Here is a 15,756-nt window from a genome sequence, read left to right as displayed (position 1 = left end):
TACATGAGCCCACGCCTGCGAAACGAACGAGGCGTCCGTTTCAAGTCAATTTCGCTGCCCCGTCTCCAAGAACAGTGCAGCTTCGTCCTTCTTACTTGTTTACCCAAGGCATAGAGAGGTCGATGTCAGAGACCAGATGCCCACCGCCAAAGCTCATATTCTCCAAAGGTATGGTGTAAATCATGAGGGAGATATCGTCTTGATTGACGCCAACCTTTTCTACTGCGTAACGGGTAACCAATTCCGCGAGCTTACGCTTTTCTTCGACAGTACGGCTTGTACCAGCCGTCACAGTTATGATCATACGCTTATCGGATCGCTTCATGCCAGGAAAAGTCGGATGAATGTAAAGTTCGTCCTCCTTGTGTTCACTGATGATCACGAACCGGTCATCCATAGGCGTGTTCATGGCTTCGTGAAGCGCCAGGTTTAACGCATCGGCTAAAGCGCGCTTCTGCTCACTTGAGAACTTTTGAGCCGGAATGTGGGCGTGGAAGGTTGGCATAAATGTCTCCTTGGCTATGTTACTCCGGCCCCACGACAGACATCCAAACGGTTGGTCTGGCAGAAGGTCATCGGAAAAGATGTCCTTGACGTGAAGTGGGTGCGACAATTCGTGTCTCGCAAATTCGGTTACTGATTTTGGTTGATAAAACCGAAGACCAGCACTGTGACTGGCTTCTTCCCCCGCCTGCCGGCACGCCAACGCCTCACCCGCTTATTGATGACAACCGTTATGTTTGGTAAAATCACGATGGCCGCCATTAATTGCGACCATTATTAATAGAGAGATTTTCAGTGTCAAGGTCGCTGAGTGAACTTGATGCCGGCGGAGATGATGTTTGTAGGAGCGGCAATGAAAGTGAGCAAAGAAAAACTTGCGGCAAACCGGTCAGCGATAATCGGCGCCGCAGTTACTCTATTTCAGGAACGTGGAATTGACGGCGTCGGCGTTTCGGAGATTTGTACAGCAGCGGGTCTTACGCATGGGGCTCTTTATGCCCAGTTCGGCTCAAAAAGCGGGCTTGTAGCGGAAGCGCTTGGCGCTACGGTACAAGCTAGTCGTCAACGAATGGCGGATAGGGGTAGAGGGCACGCCGATCCACTGATGGCCTACCTCGATTACTATTTGTCCGAGCGCCACCGCGATGACATTTCTGGAGGATGCTCGTTTCCGGCTCTGGGCGCGGATGTAGCTCGGCAGGATACGCCAGTTGGTGAGCGTTTCGCTAAAGGATTTTCCGCAAGCGTTGAGGCGATCGCCGATCTTCTCCATAACGTCCCGAAAAACGAACGGCTCGGACGTGCCTCGGCGATACTTAGCCTGATCAGCGGCGCTGTCACGGCTTCAAGAGCAACCCGAAAAGCTCAACCGGACGCCTCTAAAGAGATCCTTGTTGCTGCGCGAAATGCTGTGAAAACGTTGACAGGAATTGTTTGAGATTGAACGGCAAATCAATGCTTGTCTGCTGCGGAAACTTAAGGCCTTGACGAGACCGAAATGCGGTCTCGTCAAGATTGCTTGGTTCGTAAAAAAGCCGCTAAAGTGCACTGATCAACTTGAGCTACTCGGATTAAATGCCGTGGCCGGGACCGCTTTTCGAGAAGCCGTTATTCCGATCACTGCCATAGACGCCGCGCAAAGGAGTATGGGGAATGCGAGCGCAATGAAAATCGTGCCAAACTCCCAACCCAAGGAAATAAGGACGCTGCCGAGAACCCCGCTAATAATCGCGCCGAGCCTTCCAACCGCATGCATAGTGCTAACACCAGTTGCACTTACAGCAATCGGAAATGACTGTGGCGCAAGTGCTTGTAGTCCGGCCATTGACCCATGGTGAAAGAAACCAAGCACCAACATCGTTACGCAGACCGTCGCAAATTCCAGAGGGATAATACTGATGCTCGCAAGCAAGAGACCCGCCGTTGTGAAAGTCACGGCTAATACACTTTGAGGATTGAGGCGGTCCATGACTGCACCGAAGGATATTGCCCCAACGGGTCCGGCTAGGTTGAAAAGGGCTATGATCATCGAGCTCTGCGCCACGCTAAAACCGGCGTCTCTGGTTATCGCGGGCAGCCATCCCATAATGACGTAAGTTACAAGCACCCCAAGGAAATAAGCCAAGCTTAGCATTACCGCTGTGACAGCATACTTGGGGGAGAACAGCGTGCGAAGTGATGAGCTTTCTTCCCCGGCAACAACAGGCAACCAAAATTTGGCGCGTTCGGAAAAGGATACCTGTGGGTCGATTTTCAGGAGAATGCCAGGTATCGATCCAACTCTCTGTTTTAGCGCCAAGAACGCCACCGACTCCGGCAAAAGAAACAGTAATGCGACACCTAGAAGCATTGGAAGAATACCCGAAATACCTAGCGTTACCCGCCAGCCGTAACTCGAAATCAACCAGGCAGCCAAAAATCCGCACAATGTTGCGCCGACCGTATAACCGCTAAAACAGATGGTTACGAAGAGTGAGCGTTGGCGCTTTGGCGCGTATTCAGCCACGAGCGCGAGCGCGGCAGGTATTGCCGCCCCCAGACCTAGTCCAGTAAGGGACCGCAGGGCGAGCAAAACTTCGATATTTGGTGAAAAGGCCGACAGAAATGTCAGTGTTCCCAGCCAGAAAATGCTTGCCACAAGTACCAGCTTTCGGCCATACCGATCACTAATCGGACCTGCGATTGCAGCGCCGATCGCCATTCCAACAAAGACAGAACTAAGAACAGTTCCCATCTCCGTTTTGGAGATCCCCCAATCCCGAATAATTTCAGGTGCGAGTAGGCCAATAACTGTAACATCGAGGCCGTCAAACGCGACAACGAGAAACGTTAAGAATAGTATTGCAAATTGGTGCTTACTTACCGGTCGCTCGTCGATAAATTGACGGACATTGACATCATCCATTTTACTCCACCTCCCAGTCGAGCTTTTGAGTTACATAAATTCAATCAGGTAATTGATCGGCCGCCGTCGATAAGTATTACTTGCCCCGAAATATAGGATCCTGCTGGCGAGGCCAGAAGAATGGACGGCCCGACAATATCTTCAGGCTCCGCGAGCCGCTTCAACGGGACTTTGTCGGTCATAATTTTGTTGCGATTTTCGTCGCCCCAAATCTCCTCCGAGAACGGGGTGCGTACGATCGAAGGGGCAATCGCATTCGCTCTAATATTGTATTGTCCGAACTCTGCTGCGATACTGCGGACATAACTGTTGACGGCGGCTTTTGATGCTCCGTAACCCGTAAGGCCGGGGCTGGCCCTCTCAGAGCCGATGCTTGACATCATTATTATAGCGCCGTCCTTCCGCTCAACCATTCCGGGAATAAACTGCTTGACAATTGCGTGGTTGTTCGCCACCGTACTCGTGAAAAGTCGACTTAGCTCCTCGCGAGACTGCTCAAGGATTGGACGAATTTGCGTGGGTTCAGCCGCTAAACAGAAAAGAATATCGACTTTGCCGAAAGCAGCGATCGCCTTTTCACCGAAGGCTTTGATATCATCGCTGTTCGTAATATCGCACTTGATACCTTTCGCAGAATAGCCCTGAGCACGCATGGCTTTTGCAGTCGCTTCCGTCTCGTCCTGGAGGTGACTCGAAACGACCACACTCGCTCCACATTCGGCAAGACCTCGAGCGATGCTCAAGCCCATCCCTGCTGTCGACCCGGTCAAGACCGCGACTTTTCCCGATAAATTAAATCTGCTGTACATTTTCACTGTTCCACATAAGGTTCCCACGCTTCGATTGGAGCGCTCAGACCGTAAAACTGCGCACGAGTTCACGGACGTGTGAATTCACTTGTTGACTTGGTTACTGGGCCAAGGTCCCACCATCGACGGGTAAAATATGACCCGTGACCATTGCAGAAGCGTCACTGGCCAAGAATAGTACTGGACCTACGATATCTTTTGGTTCGGCCAGCTTCTGGAGAGGAGTAATAGCCTCTACTTGCTTGATAAAATCCGGGTTGCTCGTGAGTGCGCTTGTTAGGCTTGTTCGAACCAGACTGGGTGCAACCGCGTTGACCCTGACATTCAAAGGCGCCCATTCAACAGCCCAGGATCTGGTCATGTTGACCACAGCGCCCTTTGTTGCTTGGTAAACAATGTTCGGATAAAATCCGCCGGACATCCCCAGGATTGAGGCAGTGTTGACGATAGTTCCGCCATGTTTCATGTGGCGTGCAGCGGCCCGCGCACAAAAGAACATTCCTGTCATGTTAACTGCTACAACCGCGTCCCAGTCTTGGATACTCAGTTCTAAACTGGGGCCTCGGCGATTGATGCCAGCATTGTTGAAGAGCACATCAATTTGCCCGCGGCTTTTGGCTATCTGAGCAAAAGCGTCTTCGATGGCTTGACCATTTGTTACGTTCGCCTCGACTGCTTCTGCGTTGGAACCAATTTCCTCGACTACCTTATGGGCAGCAGCACCGTCCGAATCTAGTACGACGACGTAGGCACCGGATGCAGCCATCGCTTTGGATACTGCCCGCCCGATATCGCCAGCCCCCCCGGTAATGATCGCGGTCTTTTTATCTAACCGAAAGTTTGGCAAGTGCTCTTCCATGGTTCCTCCTCCAAAGTGCAAGCATCCCACTGCCCGAAGAATATTCGCCGAATGCAGGTTCAGTCTCGCATCTGTGAAAACTCCTCCAAAGCGCCAACTGACACCCTAAACATTGCGATCATAATGTTTAGGGTCGGGGTCTGTCAAGTCTTCGGCGATATGATTGATGAGCGATGGGAGTTCGATCGCGAACTTCTCAGTCCCCGACGCTGCTTCCGAATTGATGTTGCCCCCTACTCCCTAACATTAGCGACGGTGATGTGGGTTTGGCGTGCGTGACTTCGGTCGATGCTGACAGCAAGGAGCGTGATGCCCGGGGGTTGATGGGAGATACCGGCATTTCGGTGAGATTATGTGATATAGATCCCCGCAATGGCTGGCTGACACATCGCTTGCATTGTGGCCGCAGCCAACCGAGCAGAAGCTGACGATCTCGAGGCCCTTACTCGGTTGTTACTCGCCTTCTATTTTGCCTAAGGGATCATTAACCGTCGCCCTTTAGCAAAAACAAATCACTGCTACACAAGGTCAGAAAACTAAGGGCACGACCTTTCGCTAGTCACGAGTTCCCTCGTACCATAAGATGGTCGACATTTTATTTGCGCCTTTCAGCGGTACTGGCCGGGAAACACAATGTCCTGATCTACCAGCACATTGAATTTGTAGCCCGGTCGGATCTGCAACGTCGGCTGTACGTCCATATTCCGCTGGATCGTCCGGTCGGCCACTCGCCCGAAGGTCTCGGCAAAATTGCGCCTTGCGGCATCGGATGCCGTATCCTGGGTGGCAAGCGTCGAGCTTTCGGGTACCGCCATGTCGATGCCGGTCCCGATCAGCGCGATCATGACTGCGGAGCCGAAGGTTTTGAGATAGTGGTTGTTCACCTTTTCATTAAAGCCGCCATACCCTTCCCCATCGGTACCGGCCATTCCGCCGATCTGCAACGTTGAGCCGTCAGGGAAGATAATATCGGACCAGACGACAAGAACCCGGCTCTGCCCGAACGAAACCTTGCTATCGTAACGCCCGAACAGTTTGGTGCCCTGCGGTATCAGCAGCCGATGCCCGGTGGCGCTGTCATAGACATTCTGGCTGACCTGAGCGGTGATACGCCCGGGCAGGTCTGAGTTGATGCCAGTGATCAATGTCGCCGGAATGACCGACCCACGCTTCAACTCGAACGCCGACTGCTGTAGCACGACGCGGTTCGGCAGATATCCGAGATCCTTGAGATCGGCATTGAAGAAGTCCTCCTTGGAGTTCTGACCGTTCGGATCGGCGTTCTGCCCGCCGAGACCGGCGCGCAAGGCTGCGGCGTAAAGATCGGATGCGTTTCCGTTCGCCGCGGCTGTCGTCGTCCGGGCTCCGGCGCTCTCATCTTTTTCCGATCGTGATTCCAGCTTGCCGCGATCGATGGCAAGCGGCGCATCATAGGCGGAGTCTCGTGCCTGCATCCGCGCCATGCGTTGGCGCTGCTGCTCGCGCAGAACCTGTTCCTGTTGCTCACGCGCAAGACGCGCCCGCCACACCTCTTCCGGCTCCAGTTCCTGCCCGCGTTGTAGTTCGTTTTTTTGTCCGGGCTGCTGTGTGAACGGATTGGCCGCCTTCTCTTCGGCCTGTTTCGTGTCGACAGGCGTCGGCTGGAACGTCGTTTTCGGCTGTGGCTCGCCGATGATGCCGTCGGTGACGCCTCGCTTGATCTGGTCGGCATAAGTCGAGGCCGGATTGCCTGAGCTCGTGTCCGGGCCGCTATCGTTGCCGAAGTAGAGCCCGCGCGAGGCGAGCCCAAAGAAGATGATGCCGAGAAACGCGACCAACAGCACAATCACGACGATGATTGGCACGCGGTTCACGCGCTTGATGCCGGACGTGGTCTCACTGTTAGCGGCGCCACCAAGCTTGAGAGACTGCACCATGATGTTTCTCCCTCACCCGCGCCGCATGAGCGAAAGGGCGCTTGCTGGTGTCGCACCTGATGCCGTCACACTATAGGCCCGGCCAAGTTCGACACTGGTCGTCGAGAGCCGCGCCAGTACCTGGCCGTCATAGGGGACGATGACATAGGCGAGCGCAATGACGGTCGAGCCGCTATCCGTCTTCTGGTCGGTGACCACGGCATAACCCCATCCCTTCAGCGCTGCTTCAAGTGCCTGGCCGAAGGGAGAACCGTCCTGTTTGAGCGCAACGGTTGCCTTTCCCTGTCCGATCTGCTCGGCAAGGCGGCTCACCATGTCGCCCGCGATAGCGCCTGCCGCCGGTCCGGAGATATCTGGAGGTGCCGCGCTCGTGGCGAGACCGCCAGTGTCCATTGACTGGCAACCGGAAAGGAGGATGGTGAGGCCACTGGCTATGGCGAGGCAGCGGATGGGGCCGAGGCTGTTCGCGTTGCGGCGAAGGAGGTTCAGCATCACCGCCCTCCCCTGCTGATCGTCACCTTCTGCTGTTTCCAGCCGACGCCCGAGACAAGGACGGCAAGATCGATATTGTAGTCAACCACCATCATGTTGCTCTTCATGCGGTAGTTGACGATCCGGTTCTGGCCGCCCGAGACGACGAAGAGAACCGGTGCATCCTGACCGGAGATCGACCGCGGAAACTGGATGTAGGTCTTTTGTCCATCCGAGTAGACCCGGGTCGGCCGCCACCCGGCACTGCCCGAGACGGAATAGGCGAAACTCAACTGCTCGGCGGGAACGCCGGCGCCGGGATTGGTGCTGGCTTCCAGTCGAGCGTTTATGTCGGCAAGTTTTGCCGAGACGTCCTCGGGGTATTCGAAACCAACGCGCGCCATATACTGCGTGGCATGCGATTTCAGCTGGATGTGATAGGTCCGCCGCGACGTCGTCACGACCATAGAGGTGACAAGGCCCGGCTCCGACGGCTTGACGATCAGATGGATCGCCTGACCACCCGCCGCACCGGAGGTCGCAGGCTCTACTTTCCAGCGCACAGTGTCGCCGACCAACACGTCGCGAACGACCTCGCCCCCCTGGAGCTCGATATCGCAGACCTGCAACGGTGAGCAGACGACAGACGGCTGCACTTCGCCATAGAGGAAAATCACCTTCCCATCGACGCCTTTCGTCACTAGCCCGCGGCTTCCACGCCATTGTGTCGAAATCCCCATGCCTTTCGCCTCGTTGGCGGTGACACCATCGGCGGCGAGAGAAGCAGACGGGAAGGCGGAGGAGGCAGCAACGGCGATAGCAATGATGCCGGCGCTCATCGTAGCCCGCGATAGTTCGTGTGATCTGTTCATGTTCGGGGCCATGCCTTTCAAAGCTGCGCAGTCCAATCAAAGTCTCTGACATAGAGACCGATGGGATTAAGACGGATGACACCCTCGTCCTGGGGCGGCGTCAGCGTCACGGTGGCGATCCCACGGAAGCGGCGGGTGGCGGTCTCCTTGCCGCGGCGGTCGCGTTCGAACTCCGTCCAGTCGATCTGGTAGCTCTGGTTCGACAGGGCGACGATGTTGTTAACCTCGATTGCCACCGTTGCGGTCTTTGCCTTCTCAAAGGGCGAATTCGAGCGGAACCATGCGTTGACCTTTTCCGTCGCGGGATCGGAGGTGCGGAGCAGCCCGTACGTCCGGTCGATATACTGCTTCTGCACGACCGCATCCGGCGTGACGGATCGGAAGTTGGACACGAAACTGCCGAGTGTGGCGCGCACCACGCGTGGATCGGCATATTCGATCTGCTGCGGGAAGCCTGCATTGACGGCCGTACCAAGCTTGTCGACTTCGACGATATAAGGGATCAGCTTCACCTGGGTACTCTGATAGAGTGTGTACCCGAAGCCGATGACGGCCATGGTCATGCCGGCAATGCCAACGATGCGCCATGCGGCAGCCGCTTTCACATAGGAACCGTAGCGCTCGTTCCATTCGTTGCGAGCAGCAAGATAGGGATTATCGGGAGTATTCTGTCCGGCCATTCTGTAGCGTTCCGTCACTTGCTGTCATTGATCGGCGGTGGTGGGGGCGGTGTGCCCGACCGGCCGGATTGTTGATCGAGTTTAGCGTTGGCAAGGCCGAGCATCGATCCGGCATAGGCCCCGGGCGAGCCGATCGCTTTTTCTTTTGCTGCGGAGCCGACCGCACCTGCCGCCCCACCAACCCCCGCCTGCATGCCGCGCAGTGCCGCACTGGCAAGAGACGCGCCCCCTGCCCTTGCGGCACTGGCTGCCCCGAATCCTCTGTTTGCCGCGCCGATCGTTAGAAACCCGGCGCCGAGTGCTGCCGATGCGGCCTGCCCGCCATGACGGATGGCTTCCATGCCGCCGCCGACCGATGCGCCCTGCACCACGCCCTGCAGGATGGGTGGCACATACATGGCGATAACGAAGACAACGACCGAGATGCCGGCGATTGCCAGCGTCGTAATGAACTGTTCCGATGTCGCCTTTGGCGCCTCTGCCAGACCGAGAAGAATGTCGGAGCCGATCTTGGCGATCATGACAAGCGCCATCAGCTTCATGCCGACGGAGAATGCATAGACCAGATATTTGATCGCAAAATCCTTGGTATGGGAGGCACCCCCAAGCCCGAGCATGATCATGCCGGCAAGCAGGCCGACATACATCTCGACCATGACGGCCACGAAGATCGCAGCGACGAGGCTGAAAGACACGACGACAACGACCATGGCGAAGACGGCTGCGATCGCCAGCGCGTTATCCTCCCAGAGGCCGAACTTTGCCTGTTCCGACATCTTCGTCGCGACACGAATGCCGGCGTCGAAGATATTGGCGGGAGAGGCCGATCCGCCGCCGGCGCCGATCTGGTAAAGGCTGTCCACCACGGCCTTGGCGAACTCAGGTCCTCTGTCGAGAATAAAGGCGAAAAGGCCGATGAACATGATGCGCTTCACAAGCTCAGCAAACCAGCTGTCGAGCGAAGCGGCATTGATCGCCAACCATACGGCAGCAATCCCGACTTCGATGCCGGCGAGGATCCAGAACAACGACCGGGCTGCATTCATCACCGTCGTCTCCCAGCCCTTGGCGGCGGTGACGACGGAGTTTTCGAGTGTGGTCAGGACCTGGCCCTGTTGCGCCAAAGCCGGGGTGGTCGCCAGCAGGAAGACCGCTATCGCAAAGAACATCCGTTCGAGTGTACGGGAAGAGGGAGCGGCTACCATCGCGGTTTCATCTCCTGGCCGCTGCGGATGTCGCTCTCGGAATTCCCACCAAAAAATTGCTCGCGATGTCGGCGTTTTTCCTCATCAGAGGACGAATTCATTGCGGCCGCGCCCGACCCTGAGACTGGCTCCGGTCGAACCACGATCCATGTAATGACGCTCGCACTGGCAGCAGAAACGACCGCGACCAAGGCGATAATGACGATCAGACGCGGGCTCACCACCGGGGCTCCATCGTCTGGCCGCCCCTGATGTCACGCTCGGTTCCGCTGAAGAATTGTTCGCGCCGTGCTTGCGCCAGGTCCTTTTGTGCCTGTTCGGCCTGGAACCAAGTGCCCATCATCGTCATCTGCTGGGAGACCAGACCGCGCAGTTTCTGCATCTGCGCGACCTGCTGTGCGGCAATCTCGTGCCCGACCTGCAATGCCTTCATCTGGCCGTCGGCCGATTCCGACATGGACCTGAGCTGCGACATGGTGCTTTCCTCACTGGAGAATTGTTCGGCCGTCAGACTGGCAGCCTTCAGCGTGCCGGCGATCGTATCGCGATTGGTGTCGGACCAGCTCTGGTAGGTCGTGGAGAAGCTCGCTCCATCAGGCAGGTTGCTCTTCATGTCGCCGAAGCTCTGGAAGCGCTGCTTGAGCACATCGTCGACATTGCCCATGGAGAAGGCGACGCCCTGGCCCTGGTTGACGATGTTCTGGAGGTTCTTCAGATCGCTCTCGACCTGACCCCAGACATGGTTCGGAAGCTGCGCCGTGTTCTGCAGCATGTTCTTGTAGATGTTGAGCTGGTTCTGAATCTGCTCGGCCAGCTGCGAAATCTGGGTGATTTGATTGTTCACCTGCTCGGCCGACTTGCCAACGAGGCTGACCAATTCCGCATTATTGGCAAGCTGCGTCCATTCCGTTGCCTGACCGGTCACGCCTCCGGCCAGCGCAGGAAGCGGGAGAGCCAGCGAGAGCGTGAGGGCCGCACCAAGCGCGGTGAAACATAACTTATTGGGTTGGGAAGAGCATATCGGCATGGGCGATTCCCCTTTGCTGGAGCCATTGGCGAGACCAGGCGGCCCCATGTTCAAGATGAAGGGCGCGAATGCGCTTGAGGTCTTCCTTTCCGGACGCACCGACAAAGGAGAGCGCGACCGGACCGAGCGCCATATCAAACAGACGCCGGCCCTCGGGTGACACGACGTAATAGTCGCGCTTCGGGATCGCGGTCGCGACGATCTCGATCTGCCGCTCGTTGAAGCCGATGCGCTCGTAGAACTCGCGCGTGCCCGGCTCCCGCGCAGCACCGTTCGGGAGGCAGATCTTGGTCGGGCAGCTCTCCTTCAGCACATCGATGATGCCCGACCGCTCGGCATCAGAGATTGACTGGGTGGCCAGCACCACTGCGCAATTGGCCTTGCGCAGTACTTTCAGCCATTCCCTGATCTTATCGCGGAACACCGGTGGCCGAGCATCAGCCAGGCCTCGTCAAGAATGATGAGGCTGGGTACACCGGTCAGGCGTTTTTCGATGCGTCGGAAAAGATAGGTCAGAACGGGCACAAGGTTGCGCTCGCCCATGTTCATCAGTTCCTCGATCTCGAAGCATTGGAAGGCGCCGAGCGCCAGCCCGTCTTCTTCGGCGTCGAGCAGCTGCCCCATCGGGCCATCGACGGTGTAGTGATGCAGGGCGTCCTTGATCTCCCGCATCTGGACACCCGAGACGAAGTCCGAGAGTGAGCGGCCGCGGGACTCGGCCATCAGGCCGATCTGTCGGGAAATCGCATTGCGATAATCGGGAGTGATCGTCACACCCTGCAGGGCGACCAGCATCTCGATCCACTCGGAGGCGAAAGCACGATCGCCATCGGTCAAGAGCTCAGCCAGCGGGCAGAAAGAGAGTGCCCTTCCCTCCCCTGCTTCCTGAGCATCGCCACCGATCTGATAATGATCGCCATCGATGCCCAGCGTCAGCGGCAGCATCGAGCCACCCTTGTCGAAGGCGAAGATCTGCGCACCGGCGTAGCGTCGGAACTGGGCCGCGATCAATGACAGCAGCGTTGACTTGCCAGAACCGGTTGGTCCGAAGATCAGCGTGTGGCCGACATCGTCGACATGCAGGTTCAGCCGGAAGGGCGTCGATCCGCTGGCGACCTGCATCAGCGGCGGCGATCCGGCCGGATAGAATGGGCAAGGTGCGACCGGGCTTCCGGACCAGATCGAATTGAGGGGGATAAGGTCGGCGAGATTACGTGTGTTGATCAATGGCTCACGGATGTTGGCATAGGACACGCCCGGCAGGCTGCCGAGAAACGCATCGGTCGCATTGATTGTCTCGATCCGCGCGCCGAAACCTTCGGCCTGGATCAGGCGGCGGACCGCCTCACACTTCTCCTGAAGACGGGTTTGGTCCTCATCAAAGAGAACGACGACCGGCGTATAGTAGCCGTAGGCCACGAGCTGCGACGAGGCTTCGGCGATTGCGTCCTCGGTCTCTGCCACCATCAGCATGGCATCCTGGTCAAGCGACCGCGACTGCGTCTGGAAGAGCTGATCGAAGAATGGCCTGACCTTCTGCTGCCACTTCTTGCGGGTACGCTCGAGCCTTGCGCGTGCCTCCTCGGCGTCGAGGAAGACGAAGCGGGACGACCAGCGATAAGTGAGCGGCATCAGGTCGAGACTGTTGAGTATCCCCGGCCAGCTTTCGGCGGGCAGGCCATCGATCGCCACCACGCCGAGAAATCGGTTTTCGACCAGCGGCGTCAGACCGTGCTGGAGCTCGGCCGTCACGAGCCAGTCGAGGTACATGGGAATATCCGGCAGACGCACCGGATGATTTTCCCCGGTGATGCAGAAGCGGATGAACTGGAAGAGCTCGTCGTAGCGGGCGACACGATGACCGCCGCGTTCCGGTGTTTCGCGTGTCATCATCCGTCGGATCGAAACGACATTGGCAAGATACTGTTCGACCTCGCGGATCGACGTCAGAAAGGTTTCAAGCGCCTTGTCGGCATAGGTGGCGGACCGGCTGCCAACGTCCGAATAGACATAGCGCGTCAATCCGGACCGCCTCGGCTCCGGTGGGCGCCAGGTCAGGACCAGGGCATGACGGCTTTCGTAATGCCCCCTCTCCTTCTCAAAGTGCGCCCGCCGCTCCGCATCGATGGCGCGGGTCACCGGATCGGGGAAATGGCTGGCCTCCTCCGTTGGATAATCTCCCGTCGGCACCCGGACAGCCTCGACCTGGATCATCCAGCCGGAACCAAGGCACGACAGGATTGCATTGATCTGCCGCGACACCTCGTTTCGCTCGGCGTCGGTCGAGCTCTCGCTATCGGGTCCGGCAAAGTACCACCCTGCCATCAGCGAGCCGTCCTTGAGGAGAAGGACGCCGTTATCGACCAACCCGGCATAGGGAACGAGATCGGCAAAGGATGGTCCGGAATGGCGAAAGGATTTGAGGGCAACCATGCCGCGCTTCCTCAATACCGGCGCCACGGCGACGACGTCGCGCGGTAGAAGGTCTTGTAGGAGATATGCCGGATATAGACCCTTCGCATCAGCGGGTCGGCCTTGGCCATCATGCGAAGGGCAGCCAACGCAACCAGCCAGATCGCAACGCCGAACAGGGCCGCATACCAGGTGAGCACAACGAAGATCAGGATGATGGCTGCCAACGCCGTCATCAGGACAAGCTCGCGATCGGCGCCCATCAGAAGGTTCGGCCGCGACAGCGCCCGATGCACCCGGGACCGAATGAGGTTTGAGCCGACTTCAGCCACGAGCCCCCTCCCCTGCCGCGGACAGCATGGCTTCGGGCACAGAGACAATAGGACCGACATCTAGATCGGCGTGGCGCTCGCCGATGGACGCACCGGTTGCGCCGAACAACGCGACGATCTGGGTGGCGCCGAGCAGTACGCCGCCGACCAGGGCGACATAGCAAAGGCGACGAGCAAAATCGTTGAGTTCTCCGCCGAAAATCAGCATGGCGCCGGCGATCGCGACTGCGGCAAGGGCAATGAACCCGGCGACGGGACCGGTGATCGACTGCTGGATCTGCTGCAGTGGCGACTCCCACGGAAGACCACCGCCGCCGGAGCCCGCGAATGCGGGCGCTGAGATAGTGAAGGTGATGGCGGCGACCGTGATTGGTGCGAAAATGGGATAGGTCTTACGCGACATGGCTGTCCTCATCGATCTGGGCGTAGTGTTCGGTCTGGTAGTGGTTGTTGCGGTATCCCTCGATATGGATCACCTCGCGGACCCGCCTCCCCTTCCCCGTGCGCTCGATCGAGACCACGAGATCGACCGCCTCGCCGATCACCTCCTGCATGGGTTGCTGGCTCGCTTCCGCCGTCAGCTGTTCCAGCCGGCGCAGCGCCGACATTGCGGTGTTGGAGTGGATCGTGGTGACGCCGCCGGGATGACCGGTATTCCAGGCTTTCAGGAGGGTGAGTGCTGCGCCGTCGCGGACCTCACCGACGATGATGCGGTCGGGCCGCAGTCGCATCGTGCTCTTCAGCAACCGTGCCATATCGACGGTATCGCTGATATGCAGGCAGACTGCGTTTTCGGCGGCGCACTGGATTTCGGCGGTATCCTCGAGGATTACCATGCGATCGTCAGGTGCGGCTGAAACGATCTCGGCGATGATTGCGTTAGCAAGCGTGGTTTTTCCGGAACCCGTGCCTCCGGAAATGACGATGTTCATGCGGGCGTCAATCGCGCTGCGGATGGCGGATGCCTGGGCCGCTGTCATCACCTTCGACTTCACGTAGTCAGTAAGCGGAATGAGACGCGAGGCGCGCCGACGGATTGTGAAGGCGGGTCCGGATACGACTGGCGGAAGCAGACCCTCGAAACGATGGCCGCCAATCGGCAGTTCGCCGGAGATGATCGGGCGCTCATCGTCTGCCTCCGACTGCAACGCGTGGGCGACGCTGCCGATGACAACTTCGGCTGCTGCTGGTGTCATCACCCCGGCCTCAGTGACACCGTGACCGAGGCGTTCGATGAACAGTCGGCCGTCAGGGTTGAGCATAATCTCGACGACTGTTGCGTCTTCAAGCGCTACGCAGAGCTGGTCGCCGAGCGCATCCTGGAGCTTGCGGACAAGTCTTGGATGGGAGCGAAGCTGGGTCACGCTGCGCTCCTCTCAGTGTGACCACCGACATGAGAGAGTGCAGGCCGGTAGTTCGACGGGCGAACCTGCTCAAAACTCGCCTGGTCTGCCGGAAGTGTGCCGGCGATGGCGACGGTATTGCCGATCGCGACCGGTTCTCCCAAACGCGCCATGGGCCATCCCGCCCGGTTCAGGATACGCTCGAAGCGAAGATCAGTGGCGGTAACGATCTTGTCGTAGCCATGCGCCATCGACCATTCGATGATCCCAGCGAACAGGGTGAGTGTTGCCAGGTGGAGCTGACCCCCTCCTCTACCTGCGGGCAAAGTCGTATCGACGCAGAAGCGGGAACTTTCGATCATCGCGCTGGTCGCATTGAGCGAGCCGTCCGCCAGCAACTGTGGAAATGTCAGCTCCAGCATGGTTGGGCCAATCGCAGGAAGAAGGCGCGCGCATCCGACAACCTTGTTGCCGCCGGAGACGGCGAGGATGTAAGTCGGATTCAGGTCGTCGTACTGATCCCGCTCGTCACCATCTGTGATGGCGACATCCCATTCGAGCCGCCCGCCGAATACCTCAGCGCGCAGCCCGTACATCTGTTTGAGAAGAGTCTGATGCTCGACATATCGGTCGGGCGAGATGGTGAGAACCTGCATCCTTATCTCCGCGTGAACTTCGTCAGCGTGATGAAGATCATCTCAATCCCCGGTTGGCCATCTGCAGATCTGCAGGCGGTCATGTTGGTGAGTCGGGGTAATCGAGTTATGAATCAAGCCAACGCGGGGGCGTGCGAAATGGGTTGGATTTCTGCAGATCTGCAGTTTCCACCGACTATACGGCACCAATGGAATCTGACTAACTAGCGGAAAGATCTCGCAGATTCAGTGAGAAGACTGGATTCCCGCAAAATCCGTTAACTTCT

16 protein-coding genes and 1 pseudogene are annotated in these 15,756 nt (G+C 57.9%); 1 reads left to right on the top strand and 16 read right to left on the bottom strand.

What is annotated here, in order from left to right; genetic code table 11:
- Positions 1-91: 91 nt before the first annotated feature.
- Positions 92-505 carry a tautomerase family protein gene (locus tag L904_RS14030; protein ID WP_035264693.1) on the bottom strand — a complete coding sequence of 138 codons (414 nt, stop codon included), beginning with the start codon at positions 503-505 and terminating at the stop codon, positions 92-94.
- Between the two features lie 351 nt (positions 506-856).
- Between L904_RS14030 and L904_RS14025 the strand changes: the two genes are divergently transcribed.
- Positions 857-1,441, top strand: a complete 585-nt coding sequence (locus tag L904_RS14025) for a TetR/AcrR family transcriptional regulator (RefSeq protein WP_035264815.1) — start codon at positions 857-859, stop codon at positions 1,439-1,441.
- Positions 1,442-1,555: 114 nt separating this feature from the next.
- Here the strand turns inward: L904_RS14025 and L904_RS14020 are convergent, their stop codons facing one another.
- The 15 genes and pseudogenes from L904_RS14020 to L904_RS13955 all read right to left on the bottom strand — a co-directional run bounded on the left by L904_RS14020 (position 1,556) and on the right by L904_RS13955 (position 15,490).
- Positions 1,556-2,908, bottom strand: coding sequence for an aromatic acid/H+ symport family MFS transporter (locus L904_RS14020; RefSeq protein ID WP_035264690.1), 1,353 nt, complete (start codon positions 2,906-2,908; stop codon positions 1,556-1,558).
- 44 nt (positions 2,909-2,952) lie between these two features.
- Complete coding sequence (locus L904_RS14015) at positions 2,953-3,717, bottom strand: SDR family NAD(P)-dependent oxidoreductase (RefSeq protein WP_035264687.1); 765 nt, start codon at positions 3,715-3,717, stop codon at positions 2,953-2,955.
- Between the two features lie 100 nt (positions 3,718-3,817).
- Complete coding sequence (locus L904_RS14010) at positions 3,818-4,576, bottom strand: SDR family NAD(P)-dependent oxidoreductase (RefSeq protein ID WP_035264684.1); 759 nt, start codon at positions 4,574-4,576, stop codon at positions 3,818-3,820.
- A 608-nt stretch (positions 4,577-5,184) separates the two neighbouring features.
- Complete coding sequence (gene trbI / locus L904_RS14005; RefSeq protein ID WP_035264682.1) at positions 5,185-6,492, bottom strand: IncP-type conjugal transfer protein TrbI; 1,308 nt, start codon at positions 6,490-6,492, stop codon at positions 5,185-5,187.
- Positions 6,493-6,504: 12 nt separating this feature from the next.
- Positions 6,505-6,984, bottom strand: coding sequence for a conjugal transfer protein TrbH (gene trbH / locus L904_RS14000; protein WP_051671931.1), 480 nt, complete (start codon positions 6,982-6,984; stop codon positions 6,505-6,507).
- The gene (gene trbG, locus L904_RS13995; RefSeq protein WP_035264808.1) at positions 6,984-7,835 is read right to left on the bottom strand and encodes a P-type conjugative transfer protein TrbG; all 852 of its coding nucleotides are present in this window, start codon (positions 7,833-7,835) and stop codon (positions 6,984-6,986) included. Before trbG ends, trbH begins: the two co-directional genes overlap by 1 nt.
- A gap of 17 nt (positions 7,836-7,852) precedes the next feature.
- Positions 7,853-8,515, bottom strand: a complete 663-nt coding sequence (locus L904_RS13990) for a conjugal transfer protein TrbF (protein WP_035264680.1) — start codon at positions 8,513-8,515, stop codon at positions 7,853-7,855.
- 14 nt (positions 8,516-8,529) lie between these two features.
- Positions 8,530-9,720 (bottom strand): P-type conjugative transfer protein TrbL, encoded by a 1,191-nt coding sequence (gene trbL, locus L904_RS13985; RefSeq protein ID WP_035264679.1) that lies wholly within the window; start codon positions 9,718-9,720, stop codon positions 8,530-8,532.
- Positions 9,714-9,941, bottom strand: a complete 228-nt coding sequence (gene trbK / locus L904_RS27045) for an entry exclusion protein TrbK (RefSeq protein WP_080707374.1) — start codon at positions 9,939-9,941, stop codon at positions 9,714-9,716. The genes trbL and trbK overlap by 7 nt, the downstream gene beginning before the upstream one ends.
- Positions 9,938-10,747 carry a P-type conjugative transfer protein TrbJ gene (gene trbJ, locus L904_RS13980; RefSeq protein ID WP_035264678.1) on the bottom strand — a complete coding sequence of 270 codons (810 nt, stop codon included), beginning with the start codon at positions 10,745-10,747 and terminating at the stop codon, positions 9,938-9,940. Before trbJ ends, trbK begins: the two co-directional genes overlap by 4 nt.
- Positions 10,719-13,180: pseudogene (locus tag L904_RS13975) on the bottom strand (conjugal transfer protein TrbE). The gene trbJ and the pseudogene L904_RS13975 overlap by 29 nt, the downstream one beginning before the upstream one ends.
- Before the next feature lie 11 nt (positions 13,181-13,191).
- On the bottom strand, positions 13,192-13,491 hold the full coding sequence (locus L904_RS13970; RefSeq protein WP_035264674.1) for a conjugal transfer protein TrbD: 300 nt from the start codon (positions 13,489-13,491) through the stop codon (positions 13,192-13,194).
- Positions 13,484-13,894 (bottom strand): conjugal transfer pilin TrbC, encoded by a 411-nt coding sequence (gene trbC, locus L904_RS13965; protein ID WP_035264671.1) that lies wholly within the window; start codon positions 13,892-13,894, stop codon positions 13,484-13,486. The genes L904_RS13970 and trbC overlap by 8 nt, the downstream gene beginning before the upstream one ends.
- On the bottom strand, positions 13,884-14,855 hold the full coding sequence (gene trbB / locus L904_RS13960) for a P-type conjugative transfer ATPase TrbB (protein ID WP_035264668.1): 972 nt from the start codon (positions 14,853-14,855) through the stop codon (positions 13,884-13,886). The genes trbC and trbB overlap by 11 nt, the downstream gene beginning before the upstream one ends.
- A complete protein-coding gene (locus tag L904_RS13955) occupies positions 14,852-15,490 on the bottom strand; it encodes an acyl-homoserine-lactone synthase (RefSeq protein WP_035264665.1) in 639 nt (212 codons plus the stop codon). Before L904_RS13955 ends, trbB begins: the two co-directional genes overlap by 4 nt.
- Positions 15,491-15,756 lie beyond the last annotated feature (266 nt).

It is taken from the genome of Agrobacterium sp. LY4, from assembly GCF_001526585.1.
Classification (GTDB): Bacteria; Pseudomonadota; Alphaproteobacteria; order Rhizobiales; family Rhizobiaceae; genus Agrobacterium; species Agrobacterium leguminum.
This window is presented reverse-complemented; position numbering and strand designations above follow the sequence as displayed.

Coding starts and splice junctions, on each gene's coding strand:
- L904_RS14030 (WP_035264693.1), bottom strand. CDS start 505: ATGCCAACCTTCCACGCCCACATTCCGGCTCAAAAGTTCTCAAGTGAG.
- L904_RS14025 (WP_035264815.1), top strand. CDS start 857: ATGAAAGTGAGCAAAGAAAAACTTGCGGCAAACCGGTCAGCGATAATC.
- L904_RS14020 (WP_035264690.1), bottom strand. CDS start 2,908: ATGGATGATGTCAATGTCCGTCAATTTATCGACGAGCGACCGGTAAGT.
- L904_RS14015 (WP_035264687.1), bottom strand. CDS start 3,717: ATGTACAGCAGATTTAATTTATCGGGAAAAGTCGCGGTCTTGACCGGG.
- L904_RS14010 (WP_035264684.1), bottom strand. CDS start 4,576: ATGGAAGAGCACTTGCCAAACTTTCGGTTAGATAAAAAGACCGCGATC.
- trbI (WP_035264682.1), bottom strand. CDS start 6,492: ATGGTGCAGTCTCTCAAGCTTGGTGGCGCCGCTAACAGTGAGACCACG.
- trbH (WP_051671931.1), bottom strand. CDS start 6,984: ATGCTGAACCTCCTTCGCCGCAACGCGAACAGCCTCGGCCCCATCCGC.
- trbG (WP_035264808.1), bottom strand. CDS start 7,835: ATGAACAGATCACACGAACTATCGCGGGCTACGATGAGCGCCGGCATC.
- L904_RS13990 (WP_035264680.1), bottom strand. CDS start 8,515: ATGGCCGGACAGAATACTCCCGATAATCCCTATCTTGCTGCTCGCAAC.
- trbL (WP_035264679.1), bottom strand. CDS start 9,720: ATGGTAGCCGCTCCCTCTTCCCGTACACTCGAACGGATGTTCTTTGCG.
- trbJ (WP_035264678.1), bottom strand. CDS start 10,747: ATGCCGATATGCTCTTCCCAACCCAATAAGTTATGTTTCACCGCGCTT.
- trbC (WP_035264671.1), bottom strand. CDS start 13,894: ATGTCGCGTAAGACCTATCCCATTTTCGCACCAATCACGGTCGCCGCC.
- L904_RS13955 (WP_035264665.1), bottom strand. CDS start 15,490: ATGCAGGTTCTCACCATCTCGCCCGACCGATATGTCGAGCATCAGACT.